The sequence below is a fragment of the Bradyrhizobium sp. STM 3843 genome (assembly GCF_000239815.1).
Taxonomy (GTDB): domain Bacteria; phylum Pseudomonadota; class Alphaproteobacteria; order Rhizobiales; family Xanthobacteraceae; genus Bradyrhizobium.
Window position 1 is genome coordinate 18,628 of record NZ_CAFK01000012.1, and the last position, 26,232, is coordinate 44,859.

The window sequence follows — 26,232 nt, forward strand, 5'->3', positions numbered from 1 at the left end:
CGAACCTTGCCGCGATATGATGCGAACTTCGGACTCAAAATGCTGGGTCTTTGTCGCGGCGCCCATGCGATGATCGACGAGAAGAAGCTCGAGGAGCGCCTGGTCGCGCTCGAAGCGGCCAAATCCTGGAGCCCGCGCGTCGTCTCGCGGCTGGAGACGCTGCTGCGCTCGGGCGCGGACGAGGCGCTCTACCGCATCAATCCGATCCAGTTCGCCACCGAGAAATCGATTGCCGAGGCTGAAGCGATCGATCTTTTCCTCCATGCCTGCGTGGCCGGGCTGTTCGACATGGACTGGCTGCTGGTCTGTCCGATGTGCTCCGACGTGGTCGAGAGCTTCCGCACTCTTCGCAAACTGCACACCCATTTCCACTGCCATCTCTGCCAAAGCGACTACGATGCCGCGCTCGACGACTACATCACGGTGACGTTTACGGTTTCGCCTGCCGTGCGCCGCATCCGTTTCCATGAACCCGACACGCTGTCGGCCTGGGATTACGTCTTTCATTATAAGATGACACCGGGCGGCCTGATGCCCGACGGCGTGCCCTGGAGCGAGACCGCCAAAGGGTTGGTGCGGTCGCTCGTCCGCATCGAGCCGGGCGCTGCAGCCAGTCTTGAGATCGATGCGAGCGAAGGCGCGCTGCTTGGCCAGGATTTCGACAGCGACGCGCAGTTTGTTGTCCCGGTCACGCGAGAGGCGAGTGTCACGCCGTCCCATGTGCCGGTCATGCTCGACCCCGGCACATGCGTGCTCGCCGTGGCGAACATCGCGCCCGGCAAGGTCGTGTTCGAGATCAGCAACTCGAACAAGCTGCCGGTCGTGTTCGGCATCCTGCAGCTTCCGTCGGCGACGGATCAGCGCCCGAAGCTCCGCTTCACGCCGTCTTTGTCCGGCAAGCGGCTGTTGATGACGCAGACCTTCCGCGATTTCTTCCGCTCGGAGGTGATCAGCGCGACCGAGGGCATCGCGGTGCTCGACGTCACCCTGGTCTTCACCGATCTGAAGGGCTCGACGGCGCTCTACGAGCGGATCGGCGATCTCAATGCCTACATCCAGGTACAGCGGCATTTCCAGCATCTGCTCGACGTCACCGTGCGGCACAATGGCGCCGTCACCAAGACGATCGGTGACGCCGTGATGGCCGCGTTTTCGACCTCGGCCGATGCGGTGCGGGCGGCGCTCGAGATGCAGGAGGCGGTGGATCAGCTCAATCGCGACCGTCCGCAGCGCGATTTCATCCTCAAGATCGGCGTGCATCGCGGCGCCTCGATCGCGGTCACGCTCAACGAGCGGCTGGATTATTTCGGTCAGACGGTGAACATCGCGGCGCGGGTGCAGAACCTTGCCGATGGCGACGAGATCTGCCTCACCGAAGACGTCTTTCGTGCGCCTGATGTGGCCGAGATCATCGCGCCATATCCGGTGACAAGGAGCGAGGCCGAGCTCAAGGGCGTCAGCAAGCCGATGTCGGTCTATCGTCTGGCGCGGCGGACATCCTAGTCGGAACCCTGCCGCTGTTGTCGGGGGACGATGAATTCATCGCCGGTCGAGTGAGGCCACAAGTGCGGCGACGGCAGCCAGGAGCTTTCGCGCTTCCACGGGCTTCTGCAGGCGTGGCGCGTCGGCGAACTCAGACGGAATGGTGCTCGCGTCATAGCCGGTCAGGAAGATCAGCGGGATGTTCCGGGACCTGATCGCCTGGGCCGACGCAAAGCTGGGACCGGCGCCGAGGTTGATGTCCACCAGTGCACAGTCAGGGCTGGTCTGATCGAGCAGGCCCAGCGCATCCTCCATGCTGCTGACCGGTCCCAAGACGCTCGCGCCGGCGTCCTCCAGCGTCTGCCGTGCATCATCGGCGAGGTAATAATCATCCTCGATCACGAGCACGGATCGGCCGGCTAGCAGCATACTGCTCATGCGGGTTTCCTATCTGCGCTGGCGGGGGGGGGGGGGACGATCAGTTTGCAGGATGCTTTCCCCGGCCTTGAGCGGGAACGCAATATGACAACGAAGTCCGCCGGCATCGAGATCCAACGCACCCCGGCCTTTCAGCTCGTAGGGAACGCGTCGGGTGATCAGCTCGGTCCCGAAACCCTTACGGCGGTTCTGCTGTGGCGCGATCTCAACGCCGCTCTCCTGCCAATCCAGTTCGAGCCAGCTCTGGCCGTTGACCGGCTCAACTTTCCACCGCGAGGCAATCCGGCCGGTGGGGACGCGGAGTGCGCCATATTTCGCGGCATTGGTCGCGAGTTCATGGATGGCGAGCGTCAGCACCTCAGCGGCCTTGGGCGCGAGCGTGAGCCGGGGGCCGCCGATCGTCACGCGTGCTGCGTCGGCCGCCTGACTCAGCAGTTCGTCATGGATCAAGCTCTCCAGGTCCACGCCGACCCCTGCTCCACGCGTGAGCAGCGCCTGGGTTCGCGCCAGGGCGGCAATTCGGCCACCCAGCCGTTCGCGGAACTCCCGCGTTGTGCTGCCGCTGTCGCCGCGGTTGACCAATGATCCGACCATCGCGAGAACGTTGCGGACCCGGTGCTGCAATTCGGCGAGCAGCACCGCCTGGCGCTCCTCATTGCGTTGCCGCTCGGTCACATCCTGCCCGATCTTGAGGAAGCCGCGGATGGTGCCGTCAACGTTGCGCAAGGCCACCGTTTTCCCGTCGAGAAAGACGAGCCCGCCGTCCTTCCGCACGTGCCAGCGCGTGTTGGGCGCCTCGCCGTCCGCGCGGGCGCGGCTCAGCTCCTGTTCCGGCACGCCCTTCGCGCGATCTTCAGGCGTGAAGATCGTGGAGGCCGGCTTCCCCAGCATCTCCTGCTGGTCCCAGCCGAAGACGGCGGCCGCGCCAGGCAGCCAGCTGACGATGTTGTCCTCGGCATCGCTGAACATGATCGCATAGTCGCTGGCGTTCTCGGCGATGAGACGGAGGCGCTCGTTGCCGGTCTCCAACTCGCCGAGCAGCGCCTGAAGCTCATACTGCCGGTTTCGTGCACGCACCGCCGCGCGGATCGAGCTGGTCAAGGTGATCACTTGAACCGGCCGCTCGAGCAGCGTCACGTTGTGGAGCGATGCCACCAGCTCCGTCCGCCAGACGGCGACGCGCCGCTGCGGCAGATGACTTGTGAGAATGACGAAGGGCAGATCCGACCACGCCGGCTGGTTCCGGACCCACGCGGTCAAGGGCGCGAGATCGCGGCCGAACAGTCCCTCTTCGGTCGCGACCACGGCCAGGCAGTCCGCGCTCAGTCGATCGACCAGTGTCGCATGGTCGGCGCATATCGTCGCGGTGATGCCGATCCGCGCCAATAGGTCTGCCGTGGCCGGCCCATCTCGGCCGACCGGAGCGAGGATCAAGACTGTGCCGCCATCCATGTCAGCCCCGCTTGCCCGGCTCAGGTATCGTTGGTAGTTCCTGCTCGCCGCGGTAGACCGGCGTGCCTGAGAATATCCCGGAGAATTGGGTCAGCGGCGGACCGAGCGCGATGCCACTCCTGGTGAGCTGGAACTCACGTATCGTGTGCTCATGGTTCCCGCTCCGCTTCTTGACCACCGAAAGCGCGCGCCGAACCGAACCGCCAACTTCGAAATATCTGAGCATCACCACGGCATCACTCAGGTAGCTGATGTCGAGCGGCGTATCCATCGGGCCGACCAGGCCGTGCTGTGCCAGCACGAGAATGGTCAGCACACCCTTCTGCCCGAGATAAGTCAGCAGTTCATGCATCTGCAGAACCAGAAAACGTTCGTCCGGCATGGCGGCGAGATAGCCGTTGAGACTGTCGATGACGATGACCCGCGCACCATCGCTCTCGACGCTGGAACGCACGTTGGCGGCGAATTCTCCGGGCGAGAGCTCGGCGGGATCGATCTGCTGGAACCGCAACTTGCCCGATGCCATCGCCCGGTCGAGCGGCAGGCCGAGCGTGCGGGCGCGCGCCTCCAGCGTGCCGCGGCCCTCGTCGAAGGCGAAATAGACCGCGTGCTCGCCGCGATCCGCTGCCGCCAGTGCAAAGGACAATGCGACCGATGATTTGCCGACGCCCGCCGCCCCGATGAACAAGGCATTGGTGCCGCGCTCGAGGCCGCCACCCAGCAGCCTGTCCAGTTCGGAATTACCACTCGGCGTGAAGTCGCCACGGAAGTCCGTATGATGCTCGGCGGCGATCAGGCGCGGGAAGATCTTGAGCCCACCTGTCCGAATCGTGAAGTCGTGATAGCCGCCGCGGAACTTGATGCCCCGCATCTTCACCACGCGAATACGTCGGCGCTCGGCGCCATAGTCGATGGCCAGCTGCTCGAGACTGATGACCCCGTGCGCGATCGAGTGCAGTTGAAGGTCGGTGTCCGCCGATGAGAGGTCGTCCAAGACGACCACGGTGCAGTTGCGTGCGGCGAAGAAATGCTTGAGCGCAAGGACCTGGCGGCGGTATCGCAGCGGATTCTGTGCCAAGAGCCGCAGCTCGGAGAGGCTGTCGAACACCACCCTGGAGGGGTCGAGCGCCGTGACCTTCTCGAACACGAGGTTGGTGGTCTCGCTGAGCTCGATCTCGGCGGGGTGCAGGATCGTCAGTTGCTGGTCAGGATCGAGGGAGGTTTCCGGCGGCACCAGCTCGAAGACCTCGATGCCGTCGAGCGTCCAGCCATGGCGCTTCGCGACCAGGGCCAATTCGCGACGGGTTTCCGAAAGGGTGATGTAGAGCACCCGCTCACCGCGCCGTACGCCCGCGAGCAGGAACTGAAGCGCGATCGTGGTCTTGCCGGTGCCGGGACGGCCTTCATACAGATACATCCGATTGGGATCGAACCCGCCGCCCAGGATGTCGTCCAGGCCCTCACTGCCGGTGGATACGCGTTCGAAACCGGTTTCTTCCGGGTCGCTCCCCAGGTCGTCGCTTGCCATCTCGCCACTCCCGATGCCCGGGCTCACAAGAGCCGGTGACGTCGTTCCGCCCAGGCTGCGAACAGGCCACCCGAGCCTCACGCCCGCATCTCATTGGAACACGTCCCGCCAAGTCTTGCATCGGGGACCAGGGATTCATCCAGGTGGCGCAAGACCTTGGCACCCGCTTGGCTAGCGTCGCATTCTCATAGGTAAATCGCGGATCTCGATTTCCGAACGCTCGAAACGCGCATAGCGGGGCAGCTCGACAGAAGTTGCCTTGCGCGGAAGGGCTTCCCGTCTGCTGCAGTGCATCAGGTCACTGCGTATCCGACCAAAATCAAGGGGATGGCTCGTATAAGGTGTAGACTCGATTTGGTTCAATCTCTTAATCAGAGACTCCATATTTTGTTCGGATTAGAGAACAGATGACGATAGAGCCTCAGACTGCCACCTTACTTGCCAAATTTGCAGAGAAATTCGCTGAACCCATTTTTGGACTTGCCGGTCGAGCAAAAGTGAGGCTTGCCGAAACGCTCAGTCTAAATCTGGCGCCGTATTACGAGACTACAATTGCGCGCTGCTCGAACATTAGAACGCTGATCAGCCGCGACCAATCCATTCCTATCGATTTGATCTACGTTCCAACTTATCTATCGGCCGAGCGCAAGACCATAAACGAGGACGAATTCATCGAACGAATCCCGCGCGACAAAGCCATTATTGTGTGCGGCAGCGGTGGTTCCGGTAAATCTGTCTTCATGCGCCGTTTGTTCCTAGCTTTGGCGCATGGCACGCATGCCGCTCTTCCGATTCTCGTTGAACTGCGTGGCATCAATACTCTTGTTAGCTCGAAGATACTCCCGTACGTCTATCACTCGCTTGTGCTGGGACCGGGTTCAGTTATCTCCGAAAGACAGTTCGAAGCTGCGGTGAAGACTGGCGCCATATACCTAATTCTAGACGGCTTCGACGAGGTTGCCCCCGAAATCCGCTCATCACTTGAGAAGGAGCTGATCGAACTGCAGCGCAACAATCCAAATATGGTTCTGATTGTTACTAGTCGAGAAGATGAACGCTTCTCTTCGTGGCAGAACTTTGTTCGCTTTTCGGTTCTTCCAATGGCCAAGAAGGAGGTGGTTGAGCTGCTACGGAAGTTGCCGTACCAGAAAGTAATACGTAATAAGTTTGCGGAGGCGGTGCGTACATCGCTGTACGACAAACACGAGAGTTTTCTCTCAAACCCGCTCCTGGCGACGATGATGCTCATCACATATGAGCAGTTCGCGCAAATCCCTGACAAGATTCACATCTTTTATGAGCAAGCTTTTGAAACGCTCTTCTTTCGTCACGATACTTTGAAGGAGGCGGGATTTGAGCGAAAGCGCTACGTCGATTTGGCTATCAATGAGTTTAAGAATTGCCTTTCGGCCTTTTGTATCTCCACTTATGTGAAGGCAAAATACCAGTTCACGGAATCGGAAGTTCTAGATGCAATCACTGCAGCTTGTCGCCATGAGAAGTTGGATGTCAGGCCGGCGGACTTTCTCCGTGACCTCATAGAATCCGTCTGCATTATGCAGCGCGATGGCACGCTGATAACATTTACGCACCGTTCGTTTCAAGAGTACTTCAGTGCTTGCTTCATATCGAGAAGTCCTTCGATTGATCTTGCAGATCTCCTCGATAAGCTATCGCTTCAGCCTCAGGACAACGTTATCTCGATGGTTCTGGACATCAACCGCCCGCTGATCGAGCGAACCTGGATTGCTCCGAGGCTCAGAAATATCTTACTCATCGCGCAGAAATACAATGCTAAACAGCCTATTACTTTCGCTTCCGAGGCGATTGGCGATTTCTTTCTCTCTACAATGGGAAACAAGAGCCGTTTGCGTCCTGTATTGAGCGTGCGAAATGAACGGTTCAATCGGTTTCCGATCTTGGTGGGACAACTTTATCCGGAATTCTTCAAGGGTGTATTTGATCCGCTGATGTCAAACGACTTTATTGATGTGGAGGAAGTGCAGCGGCGAATAAGTTTGCGACCGCGCCGCAAGAAGGCGAAGGGAGAGGCGCAACAGATTTTCGGTAATGGGACTCTTAACCTTTCCGGCGAAGATGATGAGTGGCTTGCGGAAACGAGTATCGGCCACCACTTCGAACGGTTCAGGAGAGCCCTTTTGGCCGTTGGTCGGCACGTTGAGAGATCGGTGAAGGAAGCCGAAAAGTCCGGAAAAACCTTGCTGCTACTTAAGTGAGTTTTGAGTCGTTCGGGTCAGTGTGATGAAGCTTGATCGGTGTGATGCCGTCCCAGAGTCACGGCGATATTGTCATCTCGTCACAATGCCCGACAGTCCGGCCAGACCTTTTTCGCCAATGGCACGATCATGATTCGGTGAAGGGGCGCGCCCGCTCGATTGATCGATCATCGCTCGTTGGTCGCGCTTTGTTGATAGCTCGTGATGACATTTCTCTCATGGCCCGACGCTCCAGACAGCATGGAGCTGAGCCCGCTCGGCTCCTGTCATAGGGAGAAGACAAATGACCAGAGTTACCTTTGCATCGGTCGCGCTGATCGCGGCACTCGCAGTCACCACTCAAGCTCAGGCCGCCCGCAGCAGCAATGCCGCGGCGCGGCACGCCACGAACAAGAGCCATACCATCACCACCGATTGCGTGCGGGCTCCGAATGTGGGCGCGTATGCCACGGCTCCCTACACCGAACCTCCTTGCATGCCCGCCAGTTCCAACTGATAATTACGACGATCGGGCTGGCATACATTGCCAGCCCGATTACGTAGTTGTAGCGCAACCGGCCATACGATCGACCCTCCGCGGGATGCTCGACTGCGGCCACCGGCCTGCACGGATGGCGCACAATCACGCGCCTTCACTTCCGGCCGAGCTGAGGGCGCGGCTAAATTTCGCGCGCCAACCCAGCCCCAAACTCGCCCGTGCTCGGGAGCCCTGCGAAGGACTTCAGATGATTGAAAGTGACGAATCCCGCTTGCTGGAACAGCTGCTCAATGACAGCTGGAACTATCACGACCAGGAGAGTGCACGTCTTGCGTGCGAGCTCGAAGCGGTGAGCCCGGCGGCCGTATTACCCCGCCTGCTTGCGCCCTTCATCCATCTCTCCATCCACACGCTCGGGACGCATTTGGGCGATTGGCCGCGCGCGCTCATCCTGGGCAAACGTATTGCCGCAGGCCATGCGCCCGACCTCGAAACGATGAAGGCCTGGGGGTGGCTCTATGTTGCCGCCGTCCTCAGCGGCGATTTGGTCGAAGCGGCGGACGTCGAACTTTCTTATCTCAAAGCCGCCGGGGACGATTTCGGTGCAGCCTTGCTGGAGCTGCGCTTCATGCTGGCCGAGGCCTTAATCGGCTCGAAACGCGTTGGTGAAGGCGCACGACTTTATCGTCGCGCGCTGGATGTCGTCGGCCAAGTCCAGCCGTCGGCGCGTTTGGACCGCACCATCGCGGTCGCCAGCAATAATCTCGCTTGGGAGCTCTATGAGATGTCGCCGCGCACGGCGGATGAGAGCGCCTTGATGCAACTCTCGGCCGAGACCAGTCTCAAGTTCTGGCTCAAATGCGGCAACTGGACCAATGCCGAGCGCGGGCACTATCTCAACGCGCTGGTCGCCAATGTCACCGGCAATCCCGAGCCGGGTCTGGTGCATGCTGACACGGCGCTCGCGATCATCGCTGCCAATGGCGAGCGCCCGCTCGATGCCGCGCTGCTTCATTTGGCGCGGGCGGTGTCGCTTGCCGCCTTGGGCGATGCCGACGGCGCGGCGCGCGCAATCGGCGATGCCGAGGTTACCGCAGCCAAGCTGGCCGCAACGGACTTGAAGGCGCGTTTCGCTGCCGAGCGGGCCAAGGTCGTGGCCGCTGTTCTCTGAACTGACGTCGACTCGCTGGGCAACGGCCATATGCTGTTGGGCAACACCGCGGTCTAGCGTTTGCGCGTGAGATGCCGGTTCAGACCTTTCTGGCTGTCAGCCAGCAGCTGGTCGTACAATCTGTCGATCTCGCGCGTCTGATCGGGCGTGACATCCTGCAGGTGCAGCGCTCTCAGCTCATCCTCGGTTGGCTGATGAGTCCGACCGTTGTGGATCGGCCAGGGTCCGCTGTGAAGCGGTGGGGGCGCCTCAGCCGCAAGTGCGGTGGGCGCGCCAAGTGCGATCGTCCTTGTCGCAAGCAGTGCATAGACGAGAATAGCACGTCGTAATCTATCAGCTGTCATTGCAGGTCTCCGTGCCGAGGGGCGCGGCATACGATGATGCGGCGCTGACGGGCTCGCTCATCTTCGGAGATCGAATTGTCGTCGTCTTAATCCAACAACATCACGTGAAGTTAGATAACCGCGATGCGGGCTGCGGTGAGTTTGTTCCGCATCGATACGATTGGCCGCAATTTTTCAGGGTTAACCGTCGCTCGACATATCAACCGCGATTCAACCGCGATTCTCTTGCATCCGTTGAGGTTGTGCGACAGCATAGATGCAATTCGGGAGGATGGGGCTACGTCCTTGCGGCGAGCCAATGGTTTCGGCGACTGAGCGATCCCGGCGCAATCCGTCCTGTCCCCTGCGCCTGATCGCGTCGCTGCACTTTCGGGGGACTCTGTCGAGACAACAAGGTCGGCCGAGATGCTCAATGAGTCGTGGTTCCAAAGAGAGATGAAGGCGGTCGCTGACGGGGTCGACCAGTTGTTCAACGGCAAGGCGATTGACGGACCGAAGCGCCGCAAGTTTGGCTTCGTTCTCGTGGTGTTTCCGTTCCGCAAGGGCAGGGGCCAGGTTCGCTTTGTATCAAACACCACCAAGCGCCGCGCGACGCGCGAATTGCAGAAGCTGGCAGATGATCTCGCCGGTTCCAGCACTTGGCCGGCTGCCAAGCCTGTGCGCGCGAGACCGCGGCAGAGGCCAAGCTGAACTGCTCGTCCATCGTCAAATGCAACACCTGCCGATGGCGTCGGAAGGCCGCTGCTACGTTTCGCGCAGGCCCGGGGGGTAGGTTCGCGGCGCGGTGTTGCTAACCCAGCGCAAAATTCGCGCCCGAGAATCCACCCCGCGAGCCGGGGGGATATCTCCGCCTGCTGCTCAGGGTTTCGTCGGATGTTGTTCCTGAGCAAGGGCAATTACCCCAATAGATAGCTCGAACCCGGTGGCTCTTGGGGGATGGCACTGCGGCTCTCATGAGCGGTCCATCCAAAGGAGGAATTCTTCATGGTCAGAAAGACGCTTTTCGCCCTCGGCGTTGCCGCGGTCCTCGCGCTCGCACCGAGCGTTGCTTCCGCGCAGCGCGGCTTTCACGGCGGCGGGTTCAGCCGCGGATTTGGGGGCGGTTGGGGTGGCGGTGGTTGGCGTGGTGGCGGCTGGCGGGGCGGCGGCTGGGGCTGGGGCGCACCCGCGGTCGGGATCGGCCTCGGATTGGGGCTCGCCAGCGCCGCGGCCTGGGGTCCAGGCTGGGGCGCTCCCGGCTGGGGATGGGGTGGGCCGGGGTGGGGATATGCCGGCTGGGATGACTGCACGCGATGGCGCCGGGTCTGGACCGGCTGGGGTTGGCGCCTGGTGCGGGTGAACGCGTGCTGGTAGCAGCCGCATGATCGGGCCGGCGACGTCCGGCCCGACGCTACCAATTGAGAGTCAGTGAGGCCGTAGACTTATGAGCGCGCCGCGACGGAGCGAGATCGTCCGTCACGGCCGATAGCGCGCGGCCGGATGCGGCGCGGCGAGTCGCGCACGGCCGAACATCTTCTCGCGCAAGGTGCCGGGCTGATAGGCCTTCTTATAGCGGCCGCGCCGCGTCAGCTCCGGCACCAGCATGTCGGCGACGTCGGCAAAGCTCTCGGGCGACAAAGCAAAGGCGAGATTGAGGCCGTCGACGCCGGTCTGCGCGATCCAGCTCTCGATAGCGTCGGCGACCTTCGCCGGCGAGCCGACGAACACCGGGCCGATCCCGCCGATGCCCACATGCTCGGCGACCTCGCGCACGGTCCACACCCGGTCCGGATCGGCGCGGGTGACGTTGTCCATGGCGCTGCGGCCGGCATCGTTGAGCACGTGGCGGACCTGCTGGTCGAGGTCGTAGGTCGAGAAGTCGACGCCGGTCCAGCCCGACATCAGGGTCAGCGAAGCCTCGTGATCGATGTAGCGCCGATCGTCGGCAAACTTGGCTTCCGCTTCCGCATCGGTCGCGCCGAGCACGACGGTGGCGATGCTGAAGATGATGATGTCGTCACCCGCGCGCCCGGCCTCGAGCGCAGCCTGGCGGATCGCGGCGACGCGCGGCGCGATGATCCTGGCCGAGGGGCCGGACATGAACACGCATTCGGCATGGCGGCCGGCGAACACGCGGCCGCGCGGCGAGGTGCCGGCCTGATACAGCACCGGCGTCCGCTGCGGCGACGGCTCGCACAGATGAATGGCGTCGAGCTGATAGTTCGGGCCCTGGTGCGTGACGCGGTGCACCTTGGCCGGATCGGTGAAGATGCCGCTGATGCGGTCGCGCTTGACCGCGTCGTCCTCCCAGCTGCCTTCCCACAATTTGTAGACCACCTCCATGTACTCGTCGGCCACGTCGTAGCGGTCGTCATGCGCCGCCTGCCGGTCGCGGCCCATGCCGCGCGCCGCGCTGTCGAGATAGCCGGTCACGATGTTCCAGCCGATCCGTCCCTCCGTCAGGTGATCGAGCGTCGACATGCGCCGCGCGAACGGGTAGGGCGGCTCGTAGGACAGGGTGCAGGTGACGCCGAAGCCGAGATGCTCCGTGACCGCGGCCATCGCCGAGATCAGCATCATCGGATCATTGACCGGCACCTGTATCGCGTGGCGCAGCGCCGCGTCCGGATTGCCGCCATAGACGTCGTAGACGCCGAGCACGTCGGCCAAAAAAAGCCCGTCGAAGCGGCCGCGCTCTAGCGTCCTGGCGAGATCGAGCCAGTAGGGCAGGCGATGATATTCGCTGGAGCGGTCGCGCGGATGCCGCCACAGGCCGGGCGACTGGTGCCCGACGCAGTTCATCGCAAACGCATTCAGCCGGATGTCCGCAGCCATGGTGCTTCCCTCGATACGTCCAGGCCGCTCAGATGGCATGCTTCGGCGGTGGTTTTCAATCGCGCATGCGCGCACGGTCGCTTAAGGCGCGCTCAGCCTCAGACCTAACCGCCGTCATTCCGGGGCAGCCCATCAGGGCTGAACCCGGAATCTCGAGATGCCGATGCTCTGGGCCTGACGACACCAGCGATTGCTCAGTCGCGAATTGACCCATGTCAGGCTTCCACCGGCGCGATTGAGCGCATCACGGATGTTGCCGAATGAGTGAGGCCAAGAATTCGTCGGCGATCGCTCGCCACCGCTCGGGGTAGAGCCGAAGCAAATGGCCGTCGCCAGGGACGCCGTGGAGCAGCTCGAAATGCGCGCGGCCGCCGGCCGCAGTGAACGCTTGGTCATATTCACGGATCAAGGCCTCGCTATAAAGGTGGTCGTTATCCGCATAGAGCCAGAGCTGCGGGACCTTGTCGGCCGCGCCGTGGCCCGCGTTCGCGTAGTAAGGCGTCGTCACCGGTCCGTAGGGGTACCACCCGCCGGAGAAATTCACCACGCCCATCACCTCGCCGGGCTTCAGGCCGGCATAGTGCACACCGAGAAACCCGCCGCGTGACTGACCGGCGAGCAGCACCGGCCCCGGCCGTATGCCGGGCAGTGTCCGGCCATAGGCAATTGCGGAGTCCAGGTCATCGACCGCCTGAGCTATTCCCGCCGAAACATCGATGAGGCTCCCATCGTGAGCGCGCCCGAAATCCTCCTCTCCATTGATTCCCTCAGACCTGCCGCGCCCTCGGCGCATCAGCGCCAGTACGGCAAAGCCGTTGTCGCGAAGCCAGTGCGCCTCGGTCGAGAACGACCAGCTCCTCAATTGGCTGCGGCCAACGTCGGAGCCGTGGGTGAAGATCGCGAGCGGAGCAAGCCCAGGGCCAGCAGGCGGATAGAAGGTCCCTTCAAGCATGATCGGCCGCGTGCCGTCGGGAGTCCGAAGCGTCAGATGCGGAATCCACACCCGCTCGCCGGGCCAAGGCCATTCGACCGGTCGATCGCCCGCCGCAAGTCGTGCGGCATCGGTCCGGATCAGAACGCCGGAGCTGACATCGCCGGACTTGAGCGTAGCAGTCAGATACAACCGGTCTGGACCATCAAAGGCGTAGCGGAAGATCCGAAAGCCCGTCATGGTCAGAACGCCGTCGACCACTTGCGCTTCGTCCCGCCACCACTCCCGGTTCATGCCGTAGAAGGATGAGTCCGACTGTGCGAAAACGACGTTTGCATGCCCGTCGGCTGAGACTCGCTCAACGACAAGAATATGCCTATCGTCGTGCCAGGTGCCGATCCACGCGCCCTGAAAGCGGGCGATGTTGGGCGGAACGTCCGTCGCCGGCGTCTCCATATCGAACTTGTCGGGTAACGGAACGATCGATTCGGGGTCGACCGTGAGCGGCTGGCTCTGAGCATTCGACATGGACATCAAGGACACTATCGAAAAGATCGCAAGAGCTCTGCGCATAGCTTATCCGACGATACCGCGTATCCAAGTCACGGTTTCCTGCAGGACCTGATCGCCAAATGGTCCTGCAAATTCGTGCACAGCGCTGTCGTGCAGTGAATCATGCAGGGCAAAACCGTGGTCCATCTTCGGCAGCAGCCGCCAGGACCCCATGCTCGGGTGCCGAGCGTTGATGATGGCCGCAATGTATTCGTGATCCATCGCGAGCGTCCTGATGTCGTATTCGCCAAAGAGGGCGAGCACGTGAGCGTCCAAGGATGCCCAGACGCGTGCGACGTTCTGGTCATTCAGTTGCCGTACGTGCTGCAACGTTCTCAGATTGTCGAAGTGCTCATCGTCCTGCGGGAACAGCCTCTTTGCCATTGCCGAGAGCTCAGGGTGCTTGATTGTGGCGTTGTGCACGGAGCTCTTCTCCACGAGAAGGTAGTGGAGAAGTTGTGCGTAAAGACGCTGTTCGTCCTCGACCTTGGCCAAGTCAAATTGCGACAAGTCAGATTGCGATCTGAGCCAACGATTGCGTCGCCAATTTTCGACGAGATACTCCGCGAAGGGCCGCACCACCGTGCCGTAGACAACGATGCCCTTGACCGGCTCCTGTTCCGCCATCAACGGGGCAACCCAGCCACCGGCGCTGTGTCCGAAGATGAAGACATTTCCGGTGTCCACGAAATCATATGTCTTCAGCTTTTTCAGCGCGCTCGTGAACAGCGCAACTTCGTCGTGAAAATCTACGTCGCGACAAGGCGTGCCTGTGCTGTCGCCAGTGCCGCTCTTTTCGGCCCGCATGACGGCAAATCCGGCCCTTGTCAGCCCGTAGACCAGCTCACGGGCAAGATTTGGATCGGGTAACGGCCAGTCAACCGAAGAACAGTCCCACCCTTGGACGTAGAAGATGGTCGGCAGCTTGCCCGTGTTGCCGATTGGCAGCGTCAGGATGCTTCGCACCTCGGCCTTGGGCGTTTCGACGGAGTCGTAGAGGACTTGAATGCCGCTCGGCTGTTCGCGAGGAAATTCCCCCGCCGTCACCTCGACATCCAATTCATTGCCGCCTCGCTGCACCTGATAAACGGCGCGGTCCTTGGATTTGAGGGATTTCACCCCGGCTAGGAAGTCGTCGACAGACGTGATCGGGGCGCCGTTGAGTGCAAGCAGAATGTCGCCGACCGCGAGCTCGGATCGCGCGGCAGGGCTCTCAGGAAAGATCTTGCCGACACGTACGTGCTTGTCGGGCGCAGGCTGGCCAGTCACGCCCAGAAACGGGCGCCGCGGCAAGTCGCGCGCGGCAGTCGCCGAAACGCAGGACAGAACAAAAAAGAGAAAGACACAGCGCGCTGTAGTCCACGTCCGGATGGTGACCTTCCGCGACAGCATCCTCAAGCCCTCCGTTCCCGCAGTGGCTCAATCTGCCCGAACTGGGCAATGCCGACAAGTTTCGGCGGCTCGCGCCTAAAGCGACAACGGCGCGATCAATGCTTGTGTTTGAGATGACGATTCAAAACGTTTCACCGTTCGCAGGCAGCTTACCGGATAATCGGCCGATCTCGCGCGTCTGATCGGGCGTGACACCCCGGAGATGAGGTGCTTTCAACTCATTCTCGGTCGGCTGGTCATTCCGGCCGTCGTGGATTGGCCTTGGTCCACTGTGCAATAGCGGAGGCGCGGTAGCCGCCTAGCTGAGCGCAGATCGTATAGCGCGCGTGTCCCATCGGTGCTGCAATCGAATTAAATCTGCTGTCGTGGTAATACGTCGCTGCATCCCCTGGGGCGCGGTCGGCCAGCCCGATCCTGGAACATGGAGGTGGCAGATGGGACGACGCAGGTGCGTTGTGGTGGCTGCAGTGTTCGGCGCCAGTCTTGTTGCCACACCCGATATCGCTCGGGCCGAATGCGACCGAGCTAAGCCAGTTCAGCCGTTGGTTTCACGCTTTGAGGTCCACGGTGAAACAGCCTATGACACCAGCACCGATCTTACCTGGATGCGGTGCAGCTATGGCCAGCAGTGGACAGAAGCCGGTGGCTGTCTTGGATCGGTCGAACTGTTGGACTGGGAAAGCGCAGTGGGACTTCATTTGCCGGATGACGCAAACTGGCGGCTTCCGGAGCGAGACGAACTGCAGAGCATCGTGGCGCAGAACTGCAAGAGACCGGCGATCGACGAGACGGTGTTTCCAGCGACACCGTCGATGCAGTTCTGGACAAGCACCGCAAGCGGCCCCTCCTATGCATGGGTCGTGTTCTTCCGAACCGGAATGCCAACGTGGAATTTTCTGAAGACGTCCCGGTTTGCCGTTCGCATGGTGCGAACCGGCCGATGACTGCGGCGCTCCGGACGGAGAGTATCGCGAGACTGAGGAAATAACATTCGCCGCGACGGCAAAATTCATCTTTCGTTTTTTCAGAAATCATGTTATAACCCTCACATCCCGCCTCGGTGCGAGGGGCGTATCGCGGTCGTCACGAACGTGGAGGCGGGGAGCGGTGGCCGTGTGGGCGCGCAGCATTCTTTATTGGATGCGGACGAACGGGCTCGTGCGGACGGCGAAATCGTGTGGTCCTGGCGCCCCGGTGCTGGCGCCCAGCGCAACGCGCCTGCGCGTTGTCGCTGACGCGACGAAGCTTCGCTTCGCGCGGGACGGGGGCAAGACAGCCGGTCCCCGGGGAGATCACGTATAAGTCGTAAACCCATCGCGCAGGGAGGGCCGGGTGTTTTCGGCCAGACCTGTGGTGACTGCCGCCTGCTTTTCTTTCTGCAGGCGGGCCACGGGCGCGGCCAGCGCCCGGCCTTCCCTGCGCCCTCCGTTTCGCGAGGGTGATCGACCAGCACAGCTCGGGCGCAACACGCGCCGCGAGAACGCGAAGCTGCGCGCTCCATCCAATTCGATATCGCGAAAGGAAAGGAGCCCTGAAGGAGGAAAACTTGGCTCCCATGGTGCTGCCGGACAGGATTGAACTGTCGACCTCTCCCTTACCAAGGGAGTGCTCTACCACTGAGCTACGGCAGCAGACGGGACGTCGCGAGAATCGGCCCTCGGGGCCGCGACCAAGCGCGGGCGGTTCTTGCCACAAGGTCTTCCCAGGCGCAAGCGCGCGGCGGGGTGTTCGGGCCAGGAAAGGCCGAGCTGTTGGGGGCAAATCGACGAAAATCACTGCCTTGCCGGACCAAAAGCCCAGCTTCGGCCTGCTGCCGGCTTTGCTGCCGAAACGGGGCGATCTGTGGCCGGCTGCACCCTCCCCATCCGGGCAGGAGACCGGAGGCCTGACGGAACTTACGTTCGCCGCCTGTTTCGGCCTTGGCTTTCGACGGATTGGCCCCCAATTGTGCCGTGAAACGACCCGACGGGACCCGAGAGCGCGGGTCCTGGATTCGCGAGGACCCGGAAGCGCGGGGATTGGGGATGACGGAGCAGAAGAGGGACGCCACGCCGGCCAAGGGATCGCGGCAGGACCGGCTGAAGCAGGCGCTGCGCGAGAATCTGAAGCGTCGCAAGGCGCAGGAGCGGGGGCGCAAGCCGGGGTCGGCGGTGCCTACCAACCTTCACGAAGCTGCATTAGATGATACCGCCGACGGCGGGCCGGACGGTCCCGCGGGAGGTGTGGACATTGAGTGACGAGGGGACAGCGATGAGTGCGGACAACGGTTTGGACAATGCCGCCACGAGGCGTGCCGAGCTCGCCAAGACCATGCCGCGCTTCGAGCAGACCTTTCCGGAGCTGACCGTCCAGGAGATCGAGCGGCTGCGCGGCTTTGGCGAGCTCCGGTCCTATCGCGACGGCGAGCAGCTGTTTGCGACCGGCAAGCCGGGTCCCGGCATGTTCGTGATCCTGTCCGGCCAGGTCGCGATCACCCAGCGCGATGGCCTTGGCCGGGTCACGCCCGTCATCGACCAGGGCCCCGGCCAGTTCCTGGCCGAGATCGCCCAGCTCTCCGGCCGCGTCGCGCTGGTCGATGGCCATGCCGAGGGTGATGTCGAGGTGATTCTGATTCCGCCGGAGCGGCTGCGCGCGCTCCTGATCGCCGAGGCTGAGCTTGGCGAGCGGATCATGCGCGCGCTGATCCTGCGCCGGGTCAACCTGATCCAGGGCGGCGCCGGCGGACCGGTGATGATCGGGCCGCCGCAATCGGCCGCGACGGCGCGGCTGCAGAGCTTTCTCACCCGCAACGGTTTTCCGCACCATCTGATCGATCCCGCCACCGATCACGACGCCGCCGAGCTGATCGCGCGCTATTCGCCGCAACCGTCCGACCTGCCCCTGGTCGTCGTCTCCGACGGCAGCGTGCTGCGCAATCCGAGCGAGACCGAGCTTGCGCATGCCATCGGCATGATCGGCGGGCCGCGCGGCGAGAAGATCTACGACGTCGCGATCGTCGGCTGTGGGCCGGCGGGGCTGGCCACCGCCGTGTATGGCGCTTCGGAAGGGCTGTCGGTCACGGTGCTGGATTCCCGCGCCTTCGGCGGCCAGGCCGGCGCCAGCGCGCGCATCGAAAACTATTTCGGCTTTCCCACCGGGATCACCGGGCTGGCGCTTACGGCGCGCGCCTTCAACCAGGCGCAGAAATTCGGCGCCGAAATCATGATCCCGGTTTCGGTGACTGCGCTCGACTGCGAGCGCAAGAACGGCGCTTTCGTGCTGTCGCTCGATTGCGGCGACGAGGTGCGGGCGCGCTCGATCGTGGTGGCGAGCGGGGCGCGCTACCGGCGTCCCGACATCGACCGCCTGAAGGATTTCGAGGGCCGCGGCGTCTGGTACTGGGCCTCGCCGATCGAGGCGCGGCTGTGCGCGGGACAGGAGGTCGCGCTGGTCGGCGGCGGCAACTCGGCAGGCCAGGCGGCGGTCTTTTTGTCGGGCCACGTCAAGAAGGTGCGGATGATCATCCGCGGCGGCGGGCTTGCCGCCAGCATGTCGCGCTATCTGATCGAGCGCATCGAGGCGACGCCGAACATCGAGCTGATGTTCAACACCGAGATCACCGCGCTCGACGGCGGTGCCGAGACGGGACTGGAGCGAATCACCTGGAAGAGCCGGCTGTCGGCCGAGCAGACCACGGCCGAGATCCGCAATATGTTCCTGTTCGTCGGCGCCGATCCCGCGACGGGCTGGCTCGACGGCTGCGGCGTCACGCTCGATCGCGCGGGTTTCGTCGTGACCGGCGCGCAATCAGAGCAGAACGCCGGACGGATGGTGTCACAGCTGGAGACCTCGGTTCCCGGCGTCTACGCCGTCGGCGATGTGAGGTCGGGTTCCGTCAAGCGGGTGGGCGGCGCGATCGGCGAAGGCGCGCAGGTCGTCGCTGCACTGCATGGGTTCCTCTCCGACACGTTGAAGCCGGCGAGTTAGCTTGGGAACTGATTAGCTAGGCGAATGAGGTGGTGACGTACCATGTGGAACTGCTCTGGGTTCCACGCTTCGTCGGTAATTTCGCCACATCAGTTGTGGCATTGTGGCGCGCTCTTAAAAGGGGGGAGCCTGCGCCATGATGTTGGGTTTGAGTCTATCTGCTTTCACTACCCTTCATGTCGTCGTCAGCCTGATCGCGATCGTCACCGGATTGGTCGTGATGTTCGGCATGCTCACATCCGCGCGGCTGCCCGTGCTGACGGCGATCTTCCTGTTAACTACGATTCTGACCAGCGTGACGGGCTTCATGTTTCCGTTCACTCAGCTCCTGCTGTCGCACATGTTCGGCATCGCCTCGCTGGTGCTGCTCGCGGTGGCCTGCGTCGCGCTCTATGCGATGAAGCTGAACGGCCTGTGGCGTCCGATCTATCTGTTGACCGCGCTGCTCGCGCTCTATCTCAACGTGGTCGTGCTGGTGGTTCAGGGCTTCCTGAAGGTTCCGACCCTGCATGCGCTGGCGCCGGGCAATCCGCCGGATGGCACCGTCTTTCTCATCGTCCAGGGGATTCTCTTGCTGTTCTTCGTCGGCCTGGTCGCCGGCGTCTTGTGGCGGTTCAGGCCGAAGCCGTTGGCGGCGTGACGGGGGCGCGTCGCCGGGCCAGTTTGCGATCCCATGAAATCGCCGTAATCTCGGGACTGTTGCCGGAACCTCTTCTCCCTTTCCGGCAGTCTCAGCAGGATCAGCATGGATCGCATTCGCATCGTCGGCGGCAACCCGCTCAATGGCACCATTCCGATTTCGGGGGCGAAGAACGCCGCGCTGCCGTTGATGATCGCAGGTCTTTTGACCCCGGAGACGCTGATTCTGGACAATGTGCCGCGGCTGGCCGACGTCGCGCAGCTGCAGCGCATCCTCGGCAATCACGGCGTCGACATCACCGCGGTCGGCAAGCGGCTCGGCGACGGCGAATATCAGGGCCAGACGCTGCAGATCTCGGCCGCCGAGATCATCGACACCACGGCGCCCTACGAGCTGGTGTCGCGGATGCGGGCCAGCTTCTGGGTGATCGCGCCGCTGGTGGCGCGGATGCACGAGGCGCGCGTGTCCTTACCCGGCGGATGCGCGATCGGGACCCGGCCGGTCGATCTCTTGATCATGGCGCTGGAACGGCTCGGCGCGCAAATCGAGATCGACGGCGGCTATGCGGTGGCCAAGGCGCCCGGCGGCCTGCGCGGGGCGGAGATCATCTTTCCCAAGGTGACCGTGGGAGGCACCCATGTCGCACTCATGGCCGCGACCCTCGCCAAGGGCACGAGCGTGATCAGCAACGCGGCCTGTGAGCCCGAGGTCAAGGATCTGGCTGAGTGCCTCAACAAGATGGGGGCGCGGATCGAGGGCGCGGGCACGCCGCGCATCGTCGTGGAGGGCGTCGCGGCGCTGCATGGCGCGCGCCACACAGTGCTGCCCGACCGGATCGAGGCCGGGACCTATGCGATTGCGACCGCGATGACCGGCGGCAATGTTCAGCTCGCGGGCGCCCGGCCCGAATTGCTGCAATCCGCGCTAGACGTGCTGGCGGAAGCCGGCGCCGAGATCACGGTCAACCACGAGGGCATTCGCATCGCCCGCAATGGCAATGGCATCAAGCCGGTTCAGGTCACGACCGCACCATTTCCCGGCTTTCCGACCGATCTGCAGGCGCAACTGATGGCCTTGATGGTGCGGGCGCAAGGGGCATCCGCGATCACCGAAACCATCTTCGAGAACCGCTTCATGCATGTGCAGGAGCTCGCCCGATTCGGCGCCAGGATCAGCCTCGACGGCGAGACGGCCCGGATCGAGGGGATTTCGACCTTGCGCGGGGCGCCGGTCATGGCGACCGATCTGCGGGCGTCCGTATCCCTTGTCATTGCCGGACTTGCCGCCGAAGGCGAAACCATGGTCAATCGCGTCTACCATCTCGACCGCGGCTTCGAGCGGCTCGAGGAGAAGCTCAAGGCCTGCGGCGCTGCGATTGAGCGCATCCGCGATTAGGGAATGAGGACGGGATGCTGTGACCGACCCGCTCAAACTGATCGCGCTCGACGCCGACGATCTCGCCGTCATCTCCACCCATGTGCAGGACGCGCGGGTGCAGATCGCCGACATCCTCTGGCGGCAGGCCGAGAAGCGGCTGGTGATCGGCATGAACCGGCTGGATTGGGAGCAGACCCTGGCTGGCGAGGCCAAGCCGCGCCGGCTGGTGGCGGCGCTTCGGTTCGACCGGGTGCTGGCCTGCAAATCCCGCAAGATCGATCTTGAGGCACCCGATGCGGTGCTGGAGCTGATCGGGATCGAATTCCATTCCTCCGAGCCGCCCGGAGGGAGCGCGCTGTTGTTGTTTTCCCACGGCGGTGCGCTCCGGCTCGACCTCGAATGCCTGGAATGCGAGCTGACCGATCTGGGGCCGGACGATCTGGGCGCCGCTGATCTTGGCGAGGAGGCAGGGCCGGGCGCGAAGGGTTGACGGCCTCTCGCGGCCGCGCCATTGAGCAGGCATGGGCGGTATGCCCGAAGCACGCCGGAAAGCTCCAGATGCCGATTCGACTGACCCGCAGCAGCGCCGATTTTGACGAGACGTTCCGGCAGTTTCTCGCCGCCAAACGCGAGGTCTCCGCCGATGTCGAGGCCGCCGCCCGCGCAATCGTCGACGACGTCGCCAGGCGCGGTGATACGGCGCTGATCGAGGCGACGAAAAAGTTCGACCGGCTCGCGCTCGATGCCGCCGGTCTGCGGGTCACCCCTGCGGAGATCGACGCGGCCGTGAAGGCGTGTGATCCCGCAACGGTCGACGCATTGCGATTCGCCCGCGACCGCATAGAGACTTTTCACCTGAAGCAGCTGCCGAAAGACCAGCTGTTCGTCGACGACGCCGGCGTCGAGCTCGGCTGGCGCTGGAGCGCGATCGAATCCGCCGGCCTCTATGTCCCGGGCGGGACCGCCGCCTATCCGTCCTCGGTGCTGATGAATGCTGTCCCGGCCAAGGTGGCAGGCGTTGCGCGCCTGGTGATGGTGGTGCCGGCTCCGGACGGCAAGCTCAATCCGCTGGTGCTGGCCGCGGCTCAGCTCGGCGGCGTCTCCGAGATCTACCGCGTCGGCGGCGCTCAGGCCGTGGCCGCGCTGGCCCATGGCACCGCGACCATCGCGGCGGTCGCCAAGATCGTCGGCCCCGGTAACGCCTATGTCGCCGCCGCCAAACGGCTCGTGTTCGGCAGGGTCGGCATCGACATGATCGCCGGCCCCTCCGAGGTGCTAGTGATCGCCGACGACACCGGCAACGCCGACTGGATCGCGGCCGACCTGCTGGCTCAGGCCGAGCATGATACCAGCGCGCAATCGATCCTGATCACCGATAGCCGGCGGCTCGCGGACGACGTCGCCCGGGCGGTCGAAGGTCAGCTCAAGACGCTGCCGCGCGCTCAGATCGCCGGCGCCTCCTGGGCCGATTTCGGCGCCATCATCGAGGTCGAGCATCTGGATCAGGCGGTGCCGCTGGCGGACGCCATCGCCGCCGAGCACCTGGAGATCATGACGCGCGATCCCGACGCCTTCGCCGCCAAGGTCCGCAATGCCGGGGCGATCTTCCTTGGCGCCCATACGCCGGAGGCGATCGGCGACTATGTCGGCGGCTCCAATCACGTGCTGCCGACCGCGCGTTCGGCGCGGTTCTCGTCCGGCCTCGGGGTGCTCGACTTCATGAAGCGGACCTCGCTGCTGAAATGCGGGCCTGAGCAGCTGCGCGCGCTCGGCCCCGCGGCGATGACGCTTGGCCAGGCGGAAGGCCTGGAGGCCCATTCACGCTCGGTGGGATTACGCCTCAATTTGCCATGACCCAGCACCCGCCAGGCGATGATGCGACCAACCAGATCGTCGCGGTGACGCTCGACGAGGAGTCGATCGGCCGGTCAGGCCCCGATATCGAGCACGAGCGGGCGATCGCGATCTACGACCTGATCGAGCAGAACGTGTTCGCGCCCGAAGGCGCTGAAGGCACCGGCCCGTTCACGCTGCACCTCGGCATCACCGCCAACCGGCTGATGTTCGACATCAAACGCCAGGACGGCACGCCGGTGGTGACGCATCTGTTGTCACTGACGCCGTTCCGCCGGATCGTGAAGGACTATTTCATGATCTGCGACAGCTATTACCAGGCGATCCGCACCGCGACCCCCGACAAGATCGAGGCGATCGACATGGGCCGCCGCGGCATTCACGATGAGGGCTCGCGGACGCTGCAGGAGCGGCTCAAGGGCAAGGTGCGGATCGATTTCGAGACCGCGCGGCGGCTGTTCACCCTGATCACCGTCCTGCACTGGAAAGGTGAGGGCGCATGAGGCATGTGATTCCGCATATCGCGGCCGCCCTCCGGGCCGAGGGCCCGTAAGCGCATGGCGGAGGCTCCGCGTGCGCGCAATCCGCAGGCGGTGCTGTTCGCCTGTGGCCAGAACAGCGTTCGCTCGCCGATGGCCGAGAGCCTCCTGCAGCATATGTTCCCGCAAGCCCTTTATGTCCGCTCCGCCGGGGTCAAGAAGGGCGAGCTCGACCCGTTCGCGGTTTCTGTCATGGCCGAGCTCGGCCAGGACATATCCGGCCATAAGCCGACCACTTTCGCGGAGCTGGAGGACTGGGAGGGGCTGAATTTCGACCTCATCATCACCCTGTCGCCGGAGGCGCATCACAAGGCGCTGGAGCTGACCCGGACGGTCGCCGCCGATGTCGAATATTGGCCGACGCCGGATCCGACCGGCACCGACGGCAATCGCGAGCAGAAGCTCGCCGCCTATCGCGAGGTCTGTGACGCGCTCTATGCCCGGATCCGGAAACGCTTTGCCAAGCCTGGTCCCGCGGGGCTATGAGGGCGCTGGAGATGCCAAGTTGCGCACAGCTGTCATCGAACCGAAACATCCCCGTCGCGTCCTGCTCACGTTACCGTCTTAGACGAACCGCCGACCGCCCCACCCGCAGCGCCGGCTTCGGGTTGTGGAATGACAGCCCATCCGATAGGTTCCGCGCGCCCTTCCCATTCCGAATCCCTCAGCCACCTCACGCATGCTCGGCCGCCCCAAAATCGTTCTTGCTTCCGGTTCGCCGCGGCGTCTGGCGCTGCTCAATCAGGCCGGCATCGAGCCCGACGCGCTGCGTCCGGCTGATGTCGACGAGACTCCCAAGCGCGGCGAGCTGCCGCGCGCATGTGCCAATCGGCTGGCGCGGGTCAAGGCCGAGGCGGCGCTGAAATCGATCCAGCTCGATGATGAGCTGCGCGGCTCCTTCATCCTCGCCGCCGATACCGTGGTTGCGGTTGGCCGCCGCATCCTGCCCAAGGCCAATCTGGTTGATGAGGCGGCGCAGTGCCTGCGGCTGCTCTCAGGCCGCAACCACCGCGTCTACACCGCGATCACCCTGGTGACGCCGCGGGAGGCCTTTCGTCAAAGGCTGGTCGAGACCCGGGTCCGCTTCAAGCGCTTGGGCGAGGAAGACATTCAGGCCTATATCGGCTCCGGCGAATGGCGCGGGAAGGCCGGCGGTTATGCGGTGCAGGGCATTGCCGGCTCGTTCGTGGTCAAGCTGGTCGGCTCCTACACCAATGTGGTGGGGCTGCCGCTCTATGAGACGGTGAGCCTGCTCGCCGGCGAGGGGTTTCCAATCCGTTTTGGCTGGCTCAACGCGGTCGCCGTGTGACGCTCGACACGGCAACGCGGGACCGGTTTCTCGCGGGATTGTCCTGTCAGCCGAAGGCCGTTCTGGGGGTGCGCTGGCCGGCAATCGTGCCTAGATAAGCGCCGATGTCGAACGAATCGCCCGTCAGGCCCAAGGACGCCGCCAAATCCGTCCGCCGTTGCCCGATCTGCGGCCGCGCCGCGGCGGAGGACCTGCGTCCGTTCTGCTCAGCCCGCTGCCGCGATGTCGACCTCCATCGCTGGCTCGCCGGCGCCTATGTCATCCCGGCCTCCGACGACGCGGATGACGTCGAATAACTCAGCCTTTCAATGGTTTAAGGTCGATGGCGGCACGCTGCCCGGCTGCCCCGATGCGGTCGGACCTGAAGTCCCAGCATTGTGGAAACAATCCGCCTCCAGGCGGTAGACATCGCCGTCCCGGCCCACTATAACCCGCCGGCTCGTCGGGCCTTTTTCGCCCCTAAGAGACCTCGCCCAGGTAGCTCAGTTGGTAGAGCATGCGACTGAAAATCGCAGTGTCGGTGGTTCGATTCCGCCCCTGGGCACCACGCTTTGCGTTTCCACGCTCGGGCACGATCTCGTACGAAGCACTCTCAAGAGCGGCCCATCCAGATGGTTCTGCTCGGACAGTCATCCGCCAGTTGCAACTGTTCGAAGCCTAGCTTTGCCCAGAACCAAACAGCTCGTCCATTCGCGCGGTTGACGCCGACATGCATGGCCTTGATGCCCAGCCGTGAGGCCCGGGCCACCCACTCCGAGAAAAGCAAGACTCCAGCTCCGCGTCCCTGAAGCCTCGGGGACAAGTTCAGATGCAAGTGTGCCGGATAGGCTTCAACGACCTCTTTGGGAGGTTGTTCTGGATGATGAATCGCAAATGCCCGGCGCTGATCCGCTGACCATTGGGCTGACGGTATAGTACTTGGGTCGTCGTATTCTCGACGAAGCTGCGGCCACCATTCGGCCTCGAGCCTGTTGTGCCATCGTTCGGTGTCGGAAGTGCCAACGACGAAACCGGCGACTCCCTCATCATCTTCAATGACGAGCGCCAGGCGTGCTTCAAGAGCGGTGTATGGCGCAGAGTAAATGTGACCGATCAGCTTGCCGTCCTGACAGAGGTGCGAGGCATCGCCACCGTTGTGGCCGGTAGCAAGAGAGATCGCATAGACAGCTTCAAGATCGGCTGACCTGAATTGTCTGATTTCGAGTGCTCGCATTCGATGATCATTCGGGGGCGAATTCAGATCGGGTCGATGGAGACGATCCAGCATTGGATCTTCGATTGAACTCACGCCTCGCTCCTTCGCTGGCATGATCCAGGCAGGTTCTACGGGTTTGATCTCGGTCCGACCGTCGCGGACACCCCGGCTCGGTGATGTTACAAGCCCCTGAATGGAGGCCGTCAATAAACCGTTTCCGGTTGCACCAAAGGCTCGATGTCGAGGTCGATGCGAATTCCCGAGTTGTCGTTGCGCACGACGACGAAATGCACGGGCTGACCGGGGTCGAGATTGATTTCTTGATGGGGCACGTTAGGAGCAAAATAGACAAAATCGCCAGAGCCGACGTCCGCGGTGAACTCCAACCGTTCGCCCCACCGGATCCGGCTGCGGCCCTTGCTGACATAGACCGCGACTTCGTGCGTTCCGTGGTGATGTGCGCCCGTTCGCCCATTTGGCGGCAGGGTCACGGTTCCTATCCAGATGTTGGCACCGCCCGTACCCGCAAACTC

At 63.1% G+C, this 26,232-nt stretch carries 26 protein-coding genes, 2 tRNA genes and 1 riboswitch; of the genes, 18 read left to right on the plus strand and 10 right to left on the minus strand.

Annotation, left to right across the window (positions count from 1 at the left end):
- The first annotated feature begins 39 nt into the window (after positions 1-39).
- A complete protein-coding gene (locus tag BRAS3843_RS02395) occupies positions 40-1,503 on the plus strand; it encodes an adenylate/guanylate cyclase domain-containing protein (RefSeq protein WP_008967101.1) in 1,464 nt (487 codons plus the stop codon).
- 36 nt (positions 1,504-1,539) lie between these two features.
- Here the strand turns inward: BRAS3843_RS02395 and BRAS3843_RS02400 are convergent, their stop codons facing one another.
- The 3 genes from BRAS3843_RS02400 to BRAS3843_RS02410 all read right to left on the minus strand — a co-directional run bounded on the left by BRAS3843_RS02400 (position 1,540) and on the right by BRAS3843_RS02410 (position 4,900).
- Positions 1,540-1,920 carry a response regulator gene (locus BRAS3843_RS02400; RefSeq protein ID WP_008967102.1) on the minus strand — a complete coding sequence of 127 codons (381 nt, stop codon included), beginning with the start codon at positions 1,918-1,920 and terminating at the stop codon, positions 1,540-1,542.
- 9 nt (positions 1,921-1,929) lie between these two features.
- Entirely contained in the window at positions 1,930-3,306 is a 1,377-nt protein-coding gene (locus tag BRAS3843_RS02405) for a PAS domain S-box protein (RefSeq protein ID WP_175361067.1), read from the minus strand.
- Between the two features lie 67 nt (positions 3,307-3,373).
- A complete protein-coding gene (locus tag BRAS3843_RS02410; protein WP_008967104.1) occupies positions 3,374-4,900 on the minus strand; it encodes an ATPase domain-containing protein in 1,527 nt (508 codons plus the stop codon).
- A 407-nt stretch (positions 4,901-5,307) separates the two neighbouring features.
- Here BRAS3843_RS02410 and BRAS3843_RS02415 point away from each other — a divergent pair, with 407 nt between their 5' ends.
- The 3 genes from BRAS3843_RS02415 to BRAS3843_RS02420 all read left to right on the plus strand — a co-directional run bounded on the left by BRAS3843_RS02415 (position 5,308) and on the right by BRAS3843_RS02420 (position 8,786).
- On the plus strand, positions 5,308-7,137 hold the full coding sequence (locus BRAS3843_RS02415; protein ID WP_008967105.1) for an NACHT domain-containing protein: 1,830 nt from the start codon (positions 5,308-5,310) through the stop codon (positions 7,135-7,137).
- A gap of 283 nt (positions 7,138-7,420) precedes the next feature.
- Entirely contained in the window at positions 7,421-7,633 is a 213-nt protein-coding gene (locus BRAS3843_RS39285) for a hypothetical protein (RefSeq protein WP_008967106.1), read from the plus strand.
- A gap of 229 nt (positions 7,634-7,862) precedes the next feature.
- Positions 7,863-8,786 carry a hypothetical protein gene (locus BRAS3843_RS02420; protein WP_008967107.1) on the plus strand — a complete coding sequence of 308 codons (924 nt, stop codon included), beginning with the start codon at positions 7,863-7,865 and terminating at the stop codon, positions 8,784-8,786.
- Positions 8,787-8,839: 53 nt separating this feature from the next.
- On the opposite strand, the gene BRAS3843_RS40450 is transcribed toward BRAS3843_RS02420, so the two are convergent.
- Positions 8,840-9,130: a hypothetical protein gene (locus BRAS3843_RS40450; protein ID WP_139024700.1), complete on the minus strand. Its 291-nt coding sequence runs from the start codon at positions 9,128-9,130 to the stop codon at positions 8,840-8,842.
- A gap of 435 nt (positions 9,131-9,565) precedes the next feature.
- Between BRAS3843_RS40450 and BRAS3843_RS02430 the strand changes: the two genes are divergently transcribed.
- Complete coding sequence (locus tag BRAS3843_RS02430; RefSeq protein WP_008967110.1) at positions 9,566-9,820, plus strand: hypothetical protein; 255 nt, start codon at positions 9,566-9,568, stop codon at positions 9,818-9,820.
- Between the two features lie 294 nt (positions 9,821-10,114).
- Positions 10,115-10,483 (plus strand): hypothetical protein, encoded by a 369-nt coding sequence (locus BRAS3843_RS41255; protein WP_008967111.1) that lies wholly within the window; start codon positions 10,115-10,117, stop codon positions 10,481-10,483.
- 102 nt (positions 10,484-10,585) lie between these two features.
- Here BRAS3843_RS41255 and BRAS3843_RS02435 read toward each other — a convergent pair whose 3' ends face one another.
- From BRAS3843_RS02435 to BRAS3843_RS02445, 3 genes are all read right to left on the minus strand, one after another.
- Positions 10,586-11,944 (minus strand): LLM class flavin-dependent oxidoreductase, encoded by a 1,359-nt coding sequence (locus BRAS3843_RS02435; RefSeq protein ID WP_008967112.1) that lies wholly within the window; start codon positions 11,942-11,944, stop codon positions 10,586-10,588.
- Positions 11,945-12,188: 244 nt separating this feature from the next.
- Entirely contained in the window at positions 12,189-13,409 is a 1,221-nt protein-coding gene (locus tag BRAS3843_RS02440; protein WP_244425099.1) for an alpha/beta hydrolase, read from the minus strand.
- 42 nt (positions 13,410-13,451) lie between these two features.
- Complete coding sequence (locus BRAS3843_RS02445; protein WP_008967114.1) at positions 13,452-14,819, minus strand: alpha/beta fold hydrolase; 1,368 nt, start codon at positions 14,817-14,819, stop codon at positions 13,452-13,454.
- Positions 14,820-15,277: 458 nt separating this feature from the next.
- Between BRAS3843_RS02445 and BRAS3843_RS39295 the strand changes: the two genes are divergently transcribed.
- Positions 15,278-15,763, plus strand: a complete 486-nt coding sequence (locus BRAS3843_RS39295) for a DUF1566 domain-containing protein (RefSeq protein WP_175361068.1) — start codon at positions 15,278-15,280, stop codon at positions 15,761-15,763.
- A 612-nt stretch (positions 15,764-16,375) separates the two neighbouring features.
- Here the strand turns inward: BRAS3843_RS39295 and BRAS3843_RS02455 are convergent.
- Positions 16,376-16,450 (minus strand) — tRNA-Thr (locus BRAS3843_RS02455).
- Positions 16,451-16,843: 393 nt separating this feature from the next.
- On the opposite strand from BRAS3843_RS02455, the gene BRAS3843_RS02460 reads away from it, so the two are divergent.
- The 11 genes from BRAS3843_RS02460 (at position 16,844) to BRAS3843_RS02510 (ending at position 25,051) form a co-directional block, all read left to right on the plus strand.
- Positions 16,844-17,056 (plus strand): hypothetical protein, encoded by a 213-nt coding sequence (locus tag BRAS3843_RS02460; protein WP_008967117.1) that lies wholly within the window; start codon positions 16,844-16,846, stop codon positions 17,054-17,056.
- Between the two features lie 13 nt (positions 17,057-17,069).
- Positions 17,070-18,785, plus strand: coding sequence for an FAD-dependent oxidoreductase (locus BRAS3843_RS02465; RefSeq protein WP_008967118.1), 1,716 nt, complete (start codon positions 17,070-17,072; stop codon positions 18,783-18,785).
- A gap of 136 nt (positions 18,786-18,921) precedes the next feature.
- On the plus strand, positions 18,922-19,425 hold the full coding sequence (locus BRAS3843_RS02470) for a hypothetical protein (protein ID WP_008967119.1): 504 nt from the start codon (positions 18,922-18,924) through the stop codon (positions 19,423-19,425).
- A gap of 105 nt (positions 19,426-19,530) precedes the next feature.
- A complete protein-coding gene (gene murA / locus BRAS3843_RS02475) occupies positions 19,531-20,820 on the plus strand; it encodes a UDP-N-acetylglucosamine 1-carboxyvinyltransferase (RefSeq protein WP_008967120.1) in 1,290 nt (429 codons plus the stop codon).
- Positions 20,821-20,839: 19 nt separating this feature from the next.
- A complete protein-coding gene (locus tag BRAS3843_RS02480; RefSeq protein ID WP_008967121.1) occupies positions 20,840-21,292 on the plus strand; it encodes a DUF2948 family protein in 453 nt (150 codons plus the stop codon).
- Positions 21,293-21,360: 68 nt separating this feature from the next.
- Positions 21,361-22,656: a histidinol dehydrogenase gene (gene hisD, locus BRAS3843_RS02485; protein WP_008967122.1), complete on the plus strand. Its 1,296-nt coding sequence runs from the start codon at positions 21,361-21,363 to the stop codon at positions 22,654-22,656.
- On the plus strand, positions 22,653-23,159 hold the full coding sequence (locus BRAS3843_RS02490; protein WP_008967123.1) for a UPF0262 family protein: 507 nt from the start codon (positions 22,653-22,655) through the stop codon (positions 23,157-23,159). Before hisD ends, BRAS3843_RS02490 begins: the two co-directional genes overlap by 4 nt.
- 54 nt (positions 23,160-23,213) lie before the next feature.
- Entirely contained in the window at positions 23,214-23,681 is a 468-nt protein-coding gene (locus tag BRAS3843_RS02495) for an arsenate reductase ArsC (RefSeq protein WP_008967124.1), read from the plus strand.
- Positions 23,682-23,874: 193 nt separating this feature from the next.
- The gene (locus tag BRAS3843_RS02500) at positions 23,875-24,504 is read left to right on the plus strand and encodes a Maf-like protein (protein ID WP_008967125.1); all 630 of its coding nucleotides are present in this window, start codon (positions 23,875-23,877) and stop codon (positions 24,502-24,504) included.
- Between the two features lie 104 nt (positions 24,505-24,608).
- Positions 24,609-24,800, plus strand: a complete 192-nt coding sequence (yacG, locus tag BRAS3843_RS02505) for a DNA gyrase inhibitor YacG (RefSeq protein WP_035980604.1) — start codon at positions 24,609-24,611, stop codon at positions 24,798-24,800.
- 175 nt (positions 24,801-24,975) lie between these two features.
- Positions 24,976-25,051 (plus strand) — tRNA-Phe (locus BRAS3843_RS02510).
- 45 nt (positions 25,052-25,096) lie between these two features.
- On the opposite strand, the gene BRAS3843_RS39300 is transcribed toward BRAS3843_RS02510, so the two are convergent.
- Together BRAS3843_RS39300 and BRAS3843_RS41260 are read right to left on the minus strand one after the other, a co-directional pair.
- Positions 25,097-25,792 carry a GNAT family N-acetyltransferase gene (locus BRAS3843_RS39300; protein WP_244425100.1) on the minus strand — a complete coding sequence of 232 codons (696 nt, stop codon included), beginning with the start codon at positions 25,790-25,792 and terminating at the stop codon, positions 25,097-25,099.
- Positions 25,783-25,877, minus strand: a riboswitch (TPP riboswitch). It overlaps the preceding gene by 10 nt.
- Before the next feature lie 25 nt (positions 25,878-25,902).
- Complete coding sequence (locus tag BRAS3843_RS41260; RefSeq protein WP_175361069.1) at positions 25,903-26,190, minus strand: cupin domain-containing protein; 288 nt, start codon at positions 26,188-26,190, stop codon at positions 25,903-25,905.
- Positions 26,191-26,232: the final 42 nt, after the last annotated feature.